The sequence below is a fragment of the Exiguobacterium sp. SH0S1 genome (assembly GCF_004337165.1).
GTDB lineage: Bacteria > Bacillota > Bacilli > Exiguobacteriales > Exiguobacteriaceae > Exiguobacterium > Exiguobacterium aurantiacum_A.
Window position 1 is genome coordinate 273297 of record NZ_SJVC01000002.1, and the last position, 16167, is coordinate 289463.

The 16167-nt window shown below is 51.9% G+C and carries 13 protein-coding genes; 3 read left to right on the forward strand and 10 right to left on the reverse strand.

The window, feature by feature from the left end; all coding sequences use genetic code 11:
* Nucleotides 1-281 precede the first annotated feature (281 nt).
* The 3 genes from EVJ20_RS08115 to EVJ20_RS08125 all read right to left on the reverse strand — a co-directional run bounded on the left by EVJ20_RS08115 (nt 282) and on the right by EVJ20_RS08125 (nt 3014).
* Complete coding sequence (locus tag EVJ20_RS08115) at nt 282-1244, reverse strand: aldose epimerase family protein (protein WP_131507839.1); 963 nt, start codon at nt 1242-1244, stop codon at nt 282-284.
* A 61-nt stretch (nt 1245-1305) separates the two neighbouring features.
* Nucleotides 1306-2166: an NAD-dependent epimerase/dehydratase family protein gene (locus EVJ20_RS08120; protein ID WP_131507841.1), complete on the reverse strand. Its 861-nt coding sequence runs from the start codon at nt 2164-2166 to the stop codon at nt 1306-1308.
* A gap of 77 nt (nt 2167-2243) precedes the next feature.
* Nucleotides 2244-3014, reverse strand: a complete 771-nt coding sequence (locus EVJ20_RS08125; protein ID WP_236636311.1) for a tyrosine-protein phosphatase — start codon at nt 3012-3014, stop codon at nt 2244-2246.
* A gap of 197 nt (nt 3015-3211) precedes the next feature.
* Between EVJ20_RS08125 and galE the strand changes: the two genes are divergently transcribed.
* Complete coding sequence (gene galE / locus EVJ20_RS08130) at nt 3212-4252, forward strand: UDP-glucose 4-epimerase GalE (protein ID WP_131507843.1); 1041 nt, start codon at nt 3212-3214, stop codon at nt 4250-4252.
* Nucleotides 4253-4290: 38 nt separating this feature from the next.
* Here the strand turns inward: galE and EVJ20_RS08135 are convergent, their stop codons facing one another.
* The 3 genes from EVJ20_RS08135 to EVJ20_RS08145 all read right to left on the reverse strand — a co-directional run bounded on the left by EVJ20_RS08135 (nt 4291) and on the right by EVJ20_RS08145 (nt 7432).
* Nucleotides 4291-5487, reverse strand: coding sequence for a hypothetical protein (locus tag EVJ20_RS08135; RefSeq protein ID WP_131507845.1), 1197 nt, complete (start codon nt 5485-5487; stop codon nt 4291-4293).
* An 83-nt stretch (nt 5488-5570) separates the two neighbouring features.
* Nucleotides 5571-6494: an LCP family glycopolymer transferase gene (locus EVJ20_RS08140; RefSeq protein WP_131507847.1), complete on the reverse strand. Its 924-nt coding sequence runs from the start codon at nt 6492-6494 to the stop codon at nt 5571-5573.
* Nucleotides 6495-6610: 116 nt separating this feature from the next.
* Nucleotides 6611-7432, reverse strand: a complete 822-nt coding sequence (locus EVJ20_RS08145; RefSeq protein ID WP_236636314.1) for a YihY/virulence factor BrkB family protein — start codon at nt 7430-7432, stop codon at nt 6611-6613.
* Nucleotides 7433-7637: 205 nt separating this feature from the next.
* Here EVJ20_RS08145 and gnd point away from each other — a divergent pair, with 205 nt between their 5' ends.
* Entirely contained in the window at nt 7638-8519 is an 882-nt protein-coding gene (gene gnd, locus EVJ20_RS08150) for a phosphogluconate dehydrogenase (NAD(+)-dependent, decarboxylating) (protein WP_131507851.1), read from the forward strand.
* Between the two features lie 114 nt (nt 8520-8633).
* On the opposite strand, the gene EVJ20_RS08155 is transcribed toward gnd, so the two are convergent.
* Nucleotides 8634-9707, reverse strand: a complete 1074-nt coding sequence (locus tag EVJ20_RS08155) for a Fic family protein (RefSeq protein WP_161568101.1) — start codon at nt 9705-9707, stop codon at nt 8634-8636.
* Nucleotides 9708-10457: 750 nt separating this feature from the next.
* On the opposite strand from EVJ20_RS08155, the gene EVJ20_RS08160 reads away from it, so the two are divergent.
* A complete protein-coding gene (locus EVJ20_RS08160) occupies nt 10458-12911 on the forward strand; it encodes a sensor domain-containing protein (RefSeq protein ID WP_161568102.1) in 2454 nt (817 codons plus the stop codon).
* A gap of 127 nt (nt 12912-13038) precedes the next feature.
* Here the strand turns inward: EVJ20_RS08160 and EVJ20_RS08165 are convergent, their stop codons facing one another.
* From EVJ20_RS08165 to EVJ20_RS08175, 3 genes are all read right to left on the reverse strand, one after another.
* Nucleotides 13039-13449, reverse strand: coding sequence for a hypothetical protein (locus EVJ20_RS08165; protein ID WP_131507857.1), 411 nt, complete (start codon nt 13447-13449; stop codon nt 13039-13041).
* A 128-nt stretch (nt 13450-13577) separates the two neighbouring features.
* Nucleotides 13578-15164 (reverse strand): FMN-binding glutamate synthase family protein, encoded by a 1587-nt coding sequence (locus tag EVJ20_RS08170; RefSeq protein WP_131507859.1) that lies wholly within the window; start codon nt 15162-15164, stop codon nt 13578-13580.
* A gap of 102 nt (nt 15165-15266) precedes the next feature.
* The gene (locus tag EVJ20_RS08175; RefSeq protein ID WP_131458521.1) at nt 15267-16115 is read right to left on the reverse strand and encodes a MurR/RpiR family transcriptional regulator; all 849 of its coding nucleotides are present in this window, start codon (nt 16113-16115) and stop codon (nt 15267-15269) included.
* Nucleotides 16116-16167 lie beyond the last annotated feature (52 nt).

Below are 16167 nucleotides of genomic sequence, written 5' to 3' on the forward strand. Positions count from 1 at the left end.
TCTACTCATAAATTCAAGCTGATAATTGAAAATAGTATTAATTAATAATGATTCATTCTTTCTAGGACCAAATTAATAAATCATAGGAGGGACGACGCTTGAGGTTATTCGAAGTCATACTAACTTATCCAAAACACCGAAGCTCATTTGTCCTTAGTGCGAATCAAATTACAACCCAGATACATAATGAGTTACGCAGATATAAAGGGACTTACGTCTTTCAAGAACACAAAAAAACCTTCGTATCGGCATACATTTTGCCGTACGAAGGTTCTTCTCTTTCATTCCACCCCAAACCGATAAACCGTCCTCGAATGATACAACTCACCCGGTTTCAGTTCGATCGATGTGGCGATGTCTGGATAGTGCGGCGCGTCTGGAAGCGCCTGGGCTTCTAAACAGATAGCGCTATGCTTCTGCCGTCCCTCGAGCGTGACCGGTGTCTCTTCACTGAGGAAGTTGGCCGTATAGACGACCATGACCGGTTGGTTCGTCTCGACGTCGAGCACGCGTCCGCTCACCGGGTCGTGCAACCGCGCCACCCCATCCTTCAAGATGAACGGATGATCGAGCCCGCCGGCTTTCGCAATGGCTTCATCGTCTGACGTGATCGCCTCACCGACTCGTTTCCCGTCGCGGAAGTCGAACGGTGTCGCATCGACAGGCTGCAATTCCCCAGTCGGGAGCGACTCGTCATCGAGCCGCGCGACGTGGTCGGCCGGCAACGTCAGCACATGATCGTGGATCGTCGGCCGGCCACCGAGATTGAAATAGTTGTGATGGTTCAAGTTGACCCACGTCAGTTTATCCGTCGCGGCCGTCATCGTAACGACGAGCTCATTGTCGTCCGTCAGTTCATAGATAACTTTGAAGCGGACGTTCCCCGGGTAGCCTTCTTCCCCGTCCGGACTTAAGTATATGAATTGAATCGCCTGTCCGTCGACGTCCATGTCCCAATACCGCGACGTGATGCCATCCGTCCCGCCATGAATATGATGCGGGTCCTCGCTTGGGGTCAAGGCCACACCATCGATCTCGGCGTTACGGATTCTTCCGGCGATGCGGCCGACGACCGAGCCCAAATAGACCGGGTTCTCGAGATATTGATCCAAGTCGCCATATTTCAAAATGACAGAGTCCATGTTGCCGTCACGGTCCGGTGCCGTCAGCTCGGTCATGGCACAGCCATACTCGATCGCCGACAGCCGCATCCCGTTCTTGTTTTCAATCGTTGCTTCTCTCACTGGCTCACCTACTTCAACTAGTTTACCTGTTCATTCCCGAAGACGACGCGCCGTACTCCACTTACTTTCGTTCTGTCACGACGATGCTGTCAAAGAAGTCTCGAACATGATAGTCCTGCGGATACACCGACAACTCTTTCGCGTACGCTAAGTCTCCGAACAGCTTGTTCATCGTGACGTTTCGGTCGACGAGTTTATCGATGACACCGTTGAACAGACCTAAGCGCCGGACTCGGTTGCCGTGGACCGATGCGATCATCAAGACGAGGTCTGACGTGCACACATAGTCCGCATTCTGGGGATGGAACGTCCCGCTATCTCCGTTCAAGATGATGAGTGCTAAAAACTCGGACAAGTTATCGATATGGATCATGCTGCGCTTGTTCTGATGGCTCGGGAAGAACGGGATTTTTTGAGCAAGGCCTGCCAGTTTCACGTAATTGCCTTTCGAGCCCTTCCCATAAATCATCGGCGGTCGGACGTTCGCGACCACAAACGCCTCGTCTGCCAACTCCGCAAGCTTGTTCTCGGCTTTGAGTTTGCTGTCACCGTAAAAGTTAGTCGGGTTCGGCACGGTGTCGCGCGTGATCACTTTCGCAGTCGTCGTGCCCCCATAGACGCTCATGCTGCTGAGGAAAATGAACTGCTTCACGCCAGACTGCTTCGCCTTGGCTGCGACGTCCGCGGTCAGATCTGTGTTCACCTTGTAGTAAAGGTCTTCCATACTTTTGTCCATCGAGACATGGGCGATCCCGGCCACATGTAAGATTGAATCATAGCCTTCAAACGAACGTTCTCTCCATGCGCCATCACGCATCCCGACCGTATCGACGTGGATCCGTTCTGAATACCGGTCTTCCACCCATTGTTTGAACGCTTTTCCGACGTAACTGTCGGCTCCTGTGATTAATACTTTTATCACGTGTTATCCCCCTTAATTGCAACTGTGATAATTACCCCTCACACTAAACCAATTCGAGTAGCCGCGGCGGCTCTCTATCACTTCCACTTCCCCAACCAGTTTTTCTTCGGCATGTTCAAATCATCCACTAAAATCACTTCATCCTTCAACACCGATTCGCTGTTGTGAAGGATTTGTTCGGTCCACTTTACGCCTAGTTCTTTATTCAACACCGCCACCGCTTCTTCCCAAAAGAAAGCTCTCGATGAACTGTTATGGGCATCCGAGGCAATCAATTGGCTTAACCGATGACGCAAAAAAACGAGTGCCATCTCTTGCGTGTGTCGCCCAAATTGACCGGCCACGCTCGCCGTCGTCACTTGTGATAACGCGCCAGCAGATGCGAAACGATATAACCGTTCTGGCTCGATGAGCAACTGCTGATTCCGTTCAGGATGGGCAATGACGGGGACATAGCCCGCAATCTGCAACTCAAAGAATAAAGATTCTGTGTATGAAGGGACGGTTTGATGAGGAAATTCGATTAACACATAACGCGAGTTCCCAAGTGTCCCGACGTTCCCTTGATCAAGCTCACCCAACACGTCCCCACTGATCCTGACCTCGTTTCCGCTATGTAGACGGAGCACGATTTTCTCCACATCAAGCGCACGTTGCAACTCGTTCATTTCATGCTCGACATCGATCGTCTCTGTATCAAACTGCGGATGAAACAGATGTGGTGTGACGACTAGATCCGTGACACCCGATGCGTTCGCCCGTCTTGCCATTTCAAACGCCTCCTCCACCGTAGCAGGTCCGTCATCTACGTTCGGCAAGATATGGCAATGTATGTCGACTATCCCCATGTCGTTCCCCTCCTTTGCCTTAACCTTTATTTATTCGTTTTTATCTAACAATATTCCTATTGGTCTGTAGATTTTAATTGTTGTATCGTTATGAACAATCTTAACGAAATTATGATCGTGTGTTCTCTCTTATTGTTGATTCGTCGGTGGTATAGGTATAGAAGTCCTGCTTTTATTAAAAGGAAGGAGTTATCCCTATGAGTGCTGCTTTCACAATTTTAGTTACCGGCGGCGCCGGATACATCGGCTCCCATACATGTGTTCAATTACTTGACGATGGATATTCTGTCGTCGTGATTGACAACCTTTCCAACTCTAGCAAAGAGTCCATTAAACGGGTTGAACAGCTTTCTGGGAAATCCCTTCATTTTTACGAAGGCGATATCCTAGACGAACTATTTCTTGAGCGAATTTTCAACGATCACGCGATTGATGCCGTCATCCACTTTGCCGGCTTGAAAGCAGTTGGAGAATCCGTCGAACTCCCGCTCGCCTATTATGAAAACAATGTGGCCGGGACAGTCACGTTGATGCGAGTCATGCATCGACACGACGTTAAACGAATGGTCTTCAGTTCTTCCGCTACCGTTTACGGTACACCCGACCGTGTCCCGATTGTCGAAACGGCCGCGCTCCGCGTGACAAACCCGTACGGACGAACAAAACTGATGATCGAGGACATTATGCGTGATGCGGCAGCCGCCGACCCGCTTTGGAGTATCGCCCTTTTGCGTTATTTCAATCCAATCGGCGCCCATCCGTCCGGTCAAATCGGTGAGGATCCGAATGATACGCCGAACAATATTATGCCCTACATCACACAGGTCGCGATCGGACGCTTGCCGCAACTGAGTATTTTCGGGGACGATTATCCGACAGAGGACGGTACCGGGGTGCGTGACTACATCCATGTAATGGATTTGGCGAACGGACATTTAAAGGCACTTGCCTACACCTTCTTACACACTGGGGCCGAGCCTTTCAATCTCGGGACCGGCTCTGGCTACAGTGTCTTACAACTTGTGAAAGCCTTTGAAACGGCGACGACACAGTCGGTTCCTTATCAAGTCGTCGCGCGACGGCACGGGGACATCGCGACTTGTTATGCCGACGCTTCTAAAGCGGAACGGCAATTGGGATGGAAGGCTCAACTGAGCATTGAGGATATGTGCCGCGACGCATGGACGTGGCAGTCTAAAAACCCTGTCGGTTATCGACAGCAAACTGGTCCTTCATGACGACGAACATCCCCCGCCTCGTTTGAGACGGGGGAATTTCATGTCCGGATCCATACGTAGTCATATGGGGCCAAGTCGATTGTTTCAATCGGTTCGCCTGTGAATAAACTTTCTCCACGAACAGGCAGTCGGACCGTTTCCTCACTGACGTTCGTATACAGTTGGACGGTCTCATTGCCCGCCTTTCGTTCTACCGCGAATAGTCGTGAATCCTGTTTCAGAATCCGTTGTTCCGCGTACGGAGAAAAAGCAGGGTGCGTTCGTTTGACGTTCAGCTGACTGATAATACCGGAGAACACTTGCAGACGATACGGGTCGGTCTTCAATTCTTGGACGAGCGTGTCACGGTCGGTCGGAGTGCTGACCCCAAGCAACGTACGGTAATCGACGGACGGTATCCCTTGGAGCGAGAACAAGATACTATGGGCCGCGAGTAGCATCTCGACGCCCGGATCAATCAAGTTTTTCTCGAACGGGTCCCGCTCCGCCATCGACAAGAAATTGAAGTACGTTTTCTCAGCCGGCGGCGCCTCGATGGAGCGTGCCCAGTCCGAGAGCCGGGTCGCATTCCCTTGGGCAAAGGCAAGAATCGTATGGGAAGACAAGTCGAAGTGACAGATTACATCGACGACTTCAAAATAAACATGTGCTGAACAATTCACCGCCTCACAAGCAAGAATGAGTTGTCCGTTCGGTTTATAATGGTGGAGTATCGTATGCCACAGCGCGAGGACGTTTTTGATACTGTCTTCCGGCATCCCTCTAAACGACTGGATGTGGACGCGGATTTTCATAGCGCCCTGCGCGAGCCGCTCAATAAATGCATCCGTCTCTTTCAGCATATCGAACTGTTTCTCATTGTAGACGTCAAGATCCATCTCGAACATGAGCTCAAACTCGTTACTGAAGCGTCCGAGATCTTCGTATAATCTGATGCGAGGACTCAAAGGCGTATCGCTTGGATGAGTCGAGTATGGAAACAGTGATACAAGATACAGATCACTAACCGACGCCTGGACATGGTCTGTCAACAGTTCATGGAGCGCATCAAGGTCAGGCTTCCGATCCACTGTCACGGCGTTCGCATCAACCATGAGCACGCTCGTTTTTTCGTCTACAGCATCATGATCGTGCCAAATATGTCCTTCCCACTTTTCTAACGTGCGACGCCACTCTTCTATCGTATGGTCATCTTCTAGTCGTTGTACAATCGGTTCTAGCTTGTCCCAAATCATGATCATCCCTCCTAGGTCTGTTCTTATCACTCCCACCTTTCGGCTAATTTAAAACGCTAAAAAGGCCGTCTTTGCGGACGGCCTTACTCCATTAGTCGCTTCAACTCGTTTTGCACGTCAGCAAGGGATGCCGAATCTGGATTCCAGTAGTAGATACCATCTGATTCAACGCCGCCTGTCCCTTCGATGCGGAGCGTGCTCGCATTGCGGAACGAATTCATATAGTCTGTTGACAGCGTCACGAGCTCGTTAAACTCTATATTCGTTTTCGCATGATTACCGGCAACATCTAAGAGGCGAGTCACGGTGTCGACTGAGAAGTCAGAACGCCCCTTCTCAACGATAGCGGTCACGACGGCACGCTGGCGCTCTTGACGGCCAAAATCACCGTTTGGGTCTTCATAACGCATCCGGGTGTAGGACAACGCCGACTCTCCGTCCAACTCGACCTCTCCGACCGGGAAACGATAACCGTCCGTTGAAAAGGCGAAGTTGTTCGTCACTGTGATTCCACCGAGCGTATCGACGATTTCAGTGAATGCATCCATATCTGTCTCAACAACATAGTCGATTGGGATATCTAGTAGCGCTTCGACCGAATCCATCGCCATCTCCGCTCCACCGAACGCGTAGGCATGATTGATTTTGTCTCGAACACCGCGACCGACAATCTCAGTCAACGTGTCCCGCGGGATGCTGAGCATCGCCCCTTCGTTCGTCTCCGGATTCAAGGTCATGACAATCATCGAGTCACTCCGCCCTTGTTCGCTCCTTCGGCGATCGATGCCAAGGAGCAGGACTGAAACCGAACGCTTTTCTTCAATCGTCTCCACTTGTTTACGCTTCTCACTGATTTGAAGGTTATCATTTACTCTCGTCACGGTTTCATTGACATCGCGATACATAGACCAGACGATGACCCCTCCGACGATGAGGGCAACCGTCACGACGCCGAGAATAATCGCCAACAGCTTTTTCCATGGTGATTTTTTTCGATGTTTTGCCATCAGTTTTCACCCGCTTTCACGTATTGTTTAAATACGGAGTTAGTATGAAGAATTCCCTTCCTCTCTATTGAAATACGGCGCTTTCTGAAAAAATACTAGTATTTTCTTTTCGTTTTTCAAGGGAAGTGTGTCTTTTCGGCTCGTCGTTTCCAGTCAGATGGCCAAGCCGCGTTGATTTCTGCACCAAGCAACATCGTCGCCGCCGTCAAATAGAGCCAAATTTGAAGTAAGATGACGACACCAATCGTCCCGTACGTGTCGCCAAACATTGAAAACTGATCAACGTACACACTGTAACCAGTCGAAATTAATTGCCAAGAGATGACGGCAAAGATGGCTCCCGGAAGTGTCTCAGTAAATCGTACACGTTGCTGTGGTGCGACCATATAAAATGCGGAGAACGCCACGATGAGAATGATTGTCGAAATCGTGTACCTCACCAGTGTCGCCAATCGATTGAAGTCCTCTAACCGCGGCAACAAGGAATACATCAGTTCAATGAACTCGCGGCCAAAAATATGAAACACGATCAAGATGATCGCCCCAACGCTCCAAGCGAGCAGCGTCAGTAAGCCGATCAAACGGCGGCGGATATAGCCTCGTCCTTCTGTCTCCCCGTAGGCAAAGACAGTCAATTTTACGAGGCGAGCCGTTCCGTTCGAGGCAGACCATACAGCAATCACGGCACCAAAGGAAAGAAGACCTGCATTGACGTTTCCGCTCACATCGTAGACGACGGCAAACAGTTCTCGTACGCTCGAACCTGGAACCAACGTTTCAATTTGTTCAATTAATAGCGCCTCATCGATTTGAAGCCACGCCATAAGTGCGAATAATAAAAAAAACGTTGGAAAGATGGCCAGAAACCAAAAGAAGGCCAACGTCGCGCTGTAGTCATTAATATTATGGTCGCGAAATCGTCGACGTATCTCTTTCATAAGGTTTATCCATTTTGAAATATTCATTTTATCAATATCCTTCCTAGCCGAGATCAAGAAGCTGATAACGAAGCGTGTCCATTCAACCTATGTCCCTTTCCCTATTTCTTATCGGTTTCCCTGCAACTCGTGTTCACTCCTTTTAGCCCCTGCACATTTTGGGTACTGAAGTAAAGTACACATCTTCATGAACGGGGGAACGAACATGGAACTAGGAATGATTGGACTTGGCAAGATGGGACTCAATCTGGCGCTCAATCTGACGGACGGAGGCCACCGCGTCATCGGTTACGACCCGGGCAACGTGTCGACGAGCCAGTTCGAGACGGTTGATTCGCTCGAAGCGGTCGTTAACGAATTGAAAGTCCCGCGTGTCGTCTGGGTGATGGTACCGGCCGGAGACGTGACCGAACGTGTGTTGAACGATTTGCATGCGCTGTTGTCTCCAGGGGATATCGTCATCGACGGCGGCAACTCGAACTATAAAGAGTCGATGCGGCGGGCCGAGCACTTCAACGACAAGCTGATTTACTTCTTCGACGTCGGGACGAGTGGCGGCATGGAAGGCGCGCGCAACGGCGCCTGCACGATGATCGGCGGCGATATCGAGGCGTTCGGCAAGATCGAGGAATTGTTCCACGACGTGTCGACGGACAACGGCTACTTGTACGCCGGGCCGAGTGGCAGCGGGCACTTCTTGAAGATGATCCACAACGGCATCGAGTACGGCATGATGCAGGCGATCGCCGAAGGGTTCGAGATTCTCGAGAAGAGCCCGTTCGATTACGACCACGAACAAGTCGCCCGCGTCTGGAATCACGGTTCGGTCGTCCGCTCGTGGCTGATGGAGTTGACCGAGAGCGCGTTCCACAAGGACGCGAAGCTCGACGAGATCAAAGGCGTCATGCATGCGTCGGGTGAAGGCAAGTGGACGGTCGAGACGGCGCTCGAATACGGCGTCCCGGCACCGGTCATCGCCATGTCGCTCATGATGCGCCAACGCTCGCTCGAGGAGGACACGTTCTCCGGCAAGGTCGTCGCCGCGCTAAGAAACGAGTTCGGCGGGCATGCGGTCGAGAAGAAATAAGGGGATGAAGCGTCGGTCGAGTTGGTCTTGACCGACGTTTTTTTTGCGAAATCACTCCAATAAGACACACGCTCTAATTGGTTTGAACATCAAAAAGAGTAACGACCGTAGCCGTCACTCTAACATCACACGTTCACGAAGCGATGAACTGAGATGATACATATTGTAGCGTCCCACTTTTTCAACCTCGACAAATCCTTGTCGGACGAGATCTGTCACGGTCGCCCTTGCCGTCGCTTCTCCTAATGGATGGTTTGACTCACTGGCGATCCGCACAAGGTCTGGTGTGAGCAACCCTGCTTCTTCTGAGAAGATTTCATGCAAACTCAGAATATAGATGATTTCGTGATGTTTTGGATGTTTGGATAAAAACGGCTCGTCTTGCAATGCATGTTTCATCGCTTCGAAACGATACAGATTTCGGCGAAGCTCTTCATTCATTCGAACCTGCGTCTCTAAAAATAGACCAAGGAATCGATCGATAAAGAAATTCATTTCTCCTTGCATACTGACGTCGTTCGTTTTTTCGAACGCCTCTAGGTACTGGCCTCGATTTAAGTTACACGCTCGCGATAGAGACAGTGCCGTCAACGTATGAAACTCCTCTTTCATATACAAGCTACTAATGAAGCGCGACGTTCTTCCATTGCCGTCGTAGAACGGGTGGATGTATCCAAAGTAATAGTGACCGACCGCGACTCTGATCAACAAAGGAACATCTTCTGCGTTTAAGAATTGAAGCAACGTCTTAACAGCGCCGATGATTTGCTGTTCCGGTGTCATCCCTACGTGAATCGGCTTACCTGATTTTGTGCCTTTATATAGGTAGGTCGGTTCGGTTCGGAACCATTTTCCATCGGGCAACTCCTCTTCTTCAATTTCATCTGCCACGAGCAAGTCATAGAATGTCCTTACGTCACCTGGTTCCGTCGGAGTGTCTACTTCACCACTAATCAACCGGTAATACGTTTTCACTAAACTCGTGAAACGTCCGGTTGGTTCTTTTTTATTCTCGAGAAGGTGGGCACTTCTCACAAACTGTTCTTTTGTACTTTTCACGCCTTCGATTTCATTCGTATGAAACAATTCTTCGGCAAATATGTCACGAACCAGTGCCGACTGAACGATACCCGGTAACCGTCGGACGAGATGGTCTGTTTTTTTATCCTGGATATAAATCTGACTCATGAGTTGTGTCGTTCCAGGATTATGAGTGAAATATGTAGGGACATCCGTACTTTTATTAGACGGATACATGTTAAATGGAAAAACTTGAGTCGCTATACTGTGTAACCGTTGTTCATATACTTCATTCACATTACGATTCAATGCTTTTTCATAATACAAGCGATAAAAATAAGGATAATCCATTATATCCACCTCATTTCTCAATATTCATTTTAAATATAGCGCTTTTTTAAAACGAAATGATAGTTTGAGGTGTTATGTTTTAATTTCGTTCGTAGAATACATGTCACTTTACGAGCCGAATCCTCATCATGTGATGGCACATCGCTTTTACGAATGTTATGACCGTTCCTTGAATTAAGTGTATACTTTGAGACGCATGATTCGCTCGTTTTCACGTTACGGGTATGCTGGCTTGTCGGCTGAGACGTTCAGCGCTTCGAATCACAGTCTCGCTACGATCATCCCCCGCTATCATTATATGGAAATAATATACATAAAAAATATATAGTGTAATTTCATTCATTTTTATGTATACGTATAAACGATTGTCCGATTCTTCTAATTCTTCTAATATCGCGACGTTTTAGGTCTATTTTACCGTTTTATCGACTCTTCACTCAAACATATTTACTACTCGTCAAATTATGCGTATATTTGTAAACGCTGCTGTTTTTGTAATGATTGGAAATGAAAATCTGGAATGTTTCACCGTTCCTGACTCGATATATTCAGATTAAGGAGGAAACTATGACTCGGTTCAACTGGATCAATCCGCTCAAATCTCGATTGGCTGCCACTGACTTACCGATTGCACTCGCTGACGTCACGAACGACCGCCACTTCATCGAAGGACACCTCGACCCGGTCTTCTTGCTCGACATTCACGGGAACATCGTCGATTCCAACGAGAAATTGTCGCTCTTGCTCGGCTACACGAAGCGTGAGCTGTTCACGCACTTCGCCCGCTTCACGACCGAAGCAGATGCCGAACGGATCCAAACGTATTTCGCAAGCGCCCTGTCAGGAACTGAAGAGACGTACACATGCATGGCGAAACAGAAGGACGGCCGCATGTTGAAGCTGCAAATCACCAACATCCCTGCCTATGACAACCACTTGATCGTCGGTGTGTACGGGATCGCCCGGGACATCACGCAAGACGACCACTTAAAGGACGAGGTGGGACGGCTTCGCGACTTATACAAGCACATTGAGGCGTCCATCTACCGAAAAGATTTACGGACCGGTAAGCTCGAGTTTTATACCGCCGGATTTGAGACGTTGTTCCAGACGGCACCGCAAGCGATGGGCGAGGACCCGACATCTTGCCATCACGTGATCCATCGGAACGACTTGGCCAAAGTCCGGGCCGCCCACGCAAGTGTCGAAGCGGGGCAGGAAACGACCGTCCTCTACCGGACAAGCTTCACCGACAGCGTCAAATGGGTCGAGGAACGCCTCATCCCGAAGTTTGACGACGACGGCACGGTCATGGCCGTCATCAGTATCGCCCACGATATCACCCGTCTGAAGACGCAAGAAGAACAGATCTGGCAGCTCGCCATGCACGACTCGCTCACCAGTCTGCCGAACCGGAGCCTGTTTCTCTATGAGCTGGGCGAACGGATGGAGCAGCACGAGCACATCGCGGTCCTGACGATCAGCTTCAACTCGATTCACCGGATCAATCACGACTTCGGCTACGCCGTCGGAGATGACTGGATCGTCGCGGCGACGTCGGCCCTGCTCCATCGTTTGCCGAACGGCAGCTTCGTCGGTCATCTCGGGGGTGACGAATTCATGTTGCTCTTGCCCGATGTCACGGATGAGCCATCGTTGATCATGAACTGCCAGTCTTTGCTCAAACTCGGGGAGAAGCATATCCAAGTCGGCCCGTACGAATGGCGACCACCCGTCTCGATCGGGGTCAGCCGCTATCCGCATGACTCGACCGTCGCCGAAGAGCTACTGCAGTACGCCAACACGGCACTCGGCCGGACGAACTTGCCGGGCATGGACCGGTTCGTCTTTTACGCCTCGAGCTTCAATATCGACTCGTATCGGCGACATCAGCTCGGCAACGATCTGCGTCGCGCCATCGAAGAGGACGAACTCTTCCTTGAATTCCAACCGAAAGTCGACGCCTGGTCGGGCCGGATCGTCGGGGCCGAGGCGCTCGTCCGCTGGCAACATCCCGAATGGGGACGGATTCCGCCGAACGACTTCATCTCGTTGTCTGAAGAGAGCGACCTCCACATCCAACTCGCCGATTGGGTGCTCCATCATACGTGCGCCCATCTCCGCGACTGGCAGGACAAAGACCTCCCCGTCGTCCCGGTGTCGATCAACGTGTCACCGAAACGACTGTTGCATGGGCACTATGCCGAGACGGTCACGCGGGCGCTCCGCCGCTATACGCTCACGCCGTCGCTGCTCGAGATCGAGATACTAGAGACCGATGTCTTGAGCGATAATCGGAAGATTCACGACACGCTCGAACAGCTCGACGCCGCCAATATCCGTGTCGCCCTCGACGACTTCGGGACCGGCTACTCGTCGTTATCTTATTTGCAGCAGTACCCAATCAAGACGATCAAGATCGATCAACAGTTCGCCGCTGACTTGCATGAGAACAAAAAGACACAGGCGATCGTGCGGACAATCCTGTTCATGGCCGAGGAGTTTGCGATGGACGTCGTCATCGAAGGCATCGAGACGCTCGAGCAACTCGACGTCGCTCGACGCCTCAACTGCCGCATCGTCCAAGGCTACTTGTTCAGCCGTCCACTCGGCGCCGAGCAGTTCGAACGTACGCTCGAGGACCGCTTCCTAGCGACGACGGAGACGGTCGGTCCAGCCGTCACGCGACAGGCGTTCTCGCTCGAGGCGAGCGTGACGATCCACAAGTTCCACGACCGGGAGCTGTCGATCGGCTCGACCCCGATCCTCGTGACAAAGAGCGGGCTACAAAGCCTGCATTTTTACGCCCGGGTTCGCCTGCCGGTCACCGAGGCCATCGAATTGAAGATCCTCTTGCCACAAGTCGGTGACAAGACAGACATCCTCGTTCGACTCGTCCGTGTGACCGAGCTCGAAAGCGGCTTGTTCGAATACGAGGCGAGCTATCTCGATACGAGTGAATCGCACCGTGTCATGATGACGCTTCAACAAAACACGCAAGTCCCGAAAAGCTTTTTGTGATCAGTCGAGGGCACTGAAAAACTTCAAATGTTTTTATCTCGAAGTGTTCTTCACGCGAAGCTTCAAAGCGAGAAAAACGACACAATAAAAACGACCATTCCTTCGCTCTGAAGGGATGGTCGTTCGTTCATTTCCCGCGTGTCTCTGTCTCGTCGGCTGTCGGGATCACGATTCCGTCGAACTGGTCATCGCGACAGAGCGTGATCGCTTGCATCGCGAGTTGATAGTCCTCTTGCGGCAAGCTGATCAGTTCCGTCGGTAGCACCCATTCTTTATGATTGTACAGATGAATGACGAGTTTGACGAGGACGATTTCGCCCTTCTCGAACGTATTGTCGTCGATGATGGTCGATGTATTGATTCTCCCTGTCTCGAGGTTGATGTACGGCAGCAGAATGTCACGCACCCGCTCGTTCCCCGCGATCACGTACAGCGCCGAGAAATATTCTTTCCCCGCCGCCCCTGGGTCTTCTAACCGCCGTGCCATTTGTTTGAACACGCGATAGTGGTCAGCCGACAAGAAGTCAATGTTATTCATAGTGTTCAGCCTCTCTATCCGTATTTCGCTAGATATGTATCATTTCCACGCTTTGTCAAAACGTAACCCTCTCCGCAGCCTATTCCGTAATCTTTACATTTCGCGATGACAAAAAAAGCGGCAGCCCTTCAGCCGTCGCTCGTCCCGAACAGTTCGGTCCCCGGCTTCACCCGTCCATCATCGTATTTGTAGATGATGTGCTCGGCTGAGAACTCGGTCGGTATCGTGAGCCCGGCCGCGGCCGTCAAGTTGTACAGCCCTTCGCGGAGCGAGATGATATAGTTCGTCACCCGGAAGCTCTTCTCGTCGACGACGAGCGCCCGTTGCAGCTTCGGGTCCGTCGTCGCCACACCGACCGGGCACCGGTTCGTATGACACACTTGTGCCTGGATGCAGCCGACGTTGAACATGAGGCCGCGGGCGATGTTGACGAAGTCCGCACCGAGCCCTAAGGCGATGGCGACCTTATCGGCCGTCACGAGCTTGCCGGAGGCGAACAGTTTGATCTTGTCGCGCAGTCCATGCTCGATGAGGAGACGATGGACGTACGGCAACGCGGCGTGAAGCGGCAGTCCGACCGCGTCCGCGAGCTCTTGGTACGTCGCCCCGGTCCCGCCTTCCCCGCCGTCGACGGTGATGAAGTCCGGATATCGATCGGACGTGGCCATGGTGGCTATCAAGTCATGGAGGTCATCGAGCCGACCGACGACGAGCTTGATGCCGACCGGCTTGCCCCCGACGTCGCGCAACCGCTCGATGAAGGCGAGCATCTCCGTGTTCGTATGGAACTCGTTAAACCGGTTCGGGCTGTCGATGCTGACGCCGACTTTGACGTTGCGGATCTTGGCAATCTCCGGCGTCACTTTCGTACCTTCGATGTGGCCGCCCCGCGTCTTCGCACCTTGGGCGAGCTTCAGCTCGAAGGCGCGCACTTGTTTGATGGCACTCTTCTCCTGGAACGCCTCCCATGAGAACGCCCCGTCCTCGGTCCGGACACCGAACAGCGCCGGTCCGATCTGATAGACGAGGTCGACGTCCCCTTTCAAGTGATAGTCGGACAAGCCGCCTTCCCCGGTGTTCATCCATGTCCCTTTCGCCCGGCCGAGACCGATCGAGAGCGCGCTGATGGCGTTCTCGCCGAGCGAGCCGAAGCTCATCGCCGACTGACCGATGAGGCCGCGCACTTGGAACGGCTCCCGGCATGTGTCTTTGCCGATGACGGGCGCGTCTGCAAGCGGCAACAAATACGGCGACACCTTTTGCTCGACGATGTGCTCTTTTCGCGTGAACAAGTTGTCGGCGTCGAGGTGATACATATGCGTCGTCACCGTCTCGTCACGAGCGATCTTCAAATCAGTTCGTTGCGTCGGGAACAAGGCGTTCTGGACGTAGAAGCCGTTCGCGTCGAAGTCCCGTTCCGACCCGAAACCGATGAGCCGCGACTTATATTTCCCGGAAATGACGGCCGACTCGTACTCGTTCCGCGAGAACGGCGTCGCCTCGTTGTCGTTCAAAAACAAGTATTGGCGCAGCTCGGGGCCGATCATCTCGAGGATGTAGCGGACCTTACCGAGGAGCGGGAAATTGCGGAGGACGGCGTGCTCGCGCTGATTGCGGTCTTTCATCCATAAGTAGAACAGCAGCATGAACGGCATCGAAATCAAAAGCACCATCAATATGAGCAGTACGACCAGCATCGTCGTATTGAGCGACATCGTCCTCTCTCCTCCCGTAGCGTTCGGTTGTCCTTATCCGATACCACGTCGGGTGAACGATGAAACAGCTCCGACCCATAACGTCCTGGGTCGGAGCTGTCTTCACATACGACGGCGTGAGATGGCTTCCCGCATCTGACGGAGCGCATCCCGTCCCACTTCCCCGCGTTGCATCATGACGACCGTGAACAGAGCGTCAATTAAACTGAGCTCGGCGATACGCGAAGCGAGCGCCTCGGAACGGAACTCGGTCTCTTGCGACACGGTATACAAGGCGACGTCGGCGAGTTTCGAGAGCGGTGATTTGGCGTAGTTCGTGATTGCTATAATTGGCACACCGCGATCCCGACAGACGTGCGCGACGTCGAGCGTCTCTTTCGAGGCACCCGAATGCGAGATGAGGACGGCGACGTCGTCTGTCGTCAGCTGTGACGCCGACATGAGCTGCATATGTGATTCTAAATTCGCCGTGACGAGCAGGCCGCTACGGACGAATTTGTGGTACGCGTCAAGTGCGATGACAGCCGAGCCGCCACTCCCGAAAAACTCGATGCGGCGGGCCGACAGCAACAAGTCGACCGCCTGCTGCATCGTCGCCTCCTCTAAGATTTGGCGGGTCGACTCGATCGTCTTGACGTTCGTCGCGAAAATTTTTTCGGCGATTTGAAGTGGCGTATCGTCTTGCGTGATGTCTTCATGGATATCATGGAGCGGTGCGACGATATCCGAGGCGAGCGCGATCTTCAGCGCTTGATACCCTTTGAAGCCGACGCGTTGACAGAAACGGAACACGGTCGACTCGGCGACATCTAAGTCGTCGGCCACTTGGTTGATCGTATGGTGAATGATCAGTTCCGGTTGTTTCAACATATAGTCGGCAATTCGTTGTTCCTTTTTGCTGAGTGTCGAATAGGCACCGCGGATACGGGCCAGTCCATTCATCGATTCCATCATCTATCACCCTTTCGTCTCTCTTAACGATACCTTTCCGAAAAAAATTCCG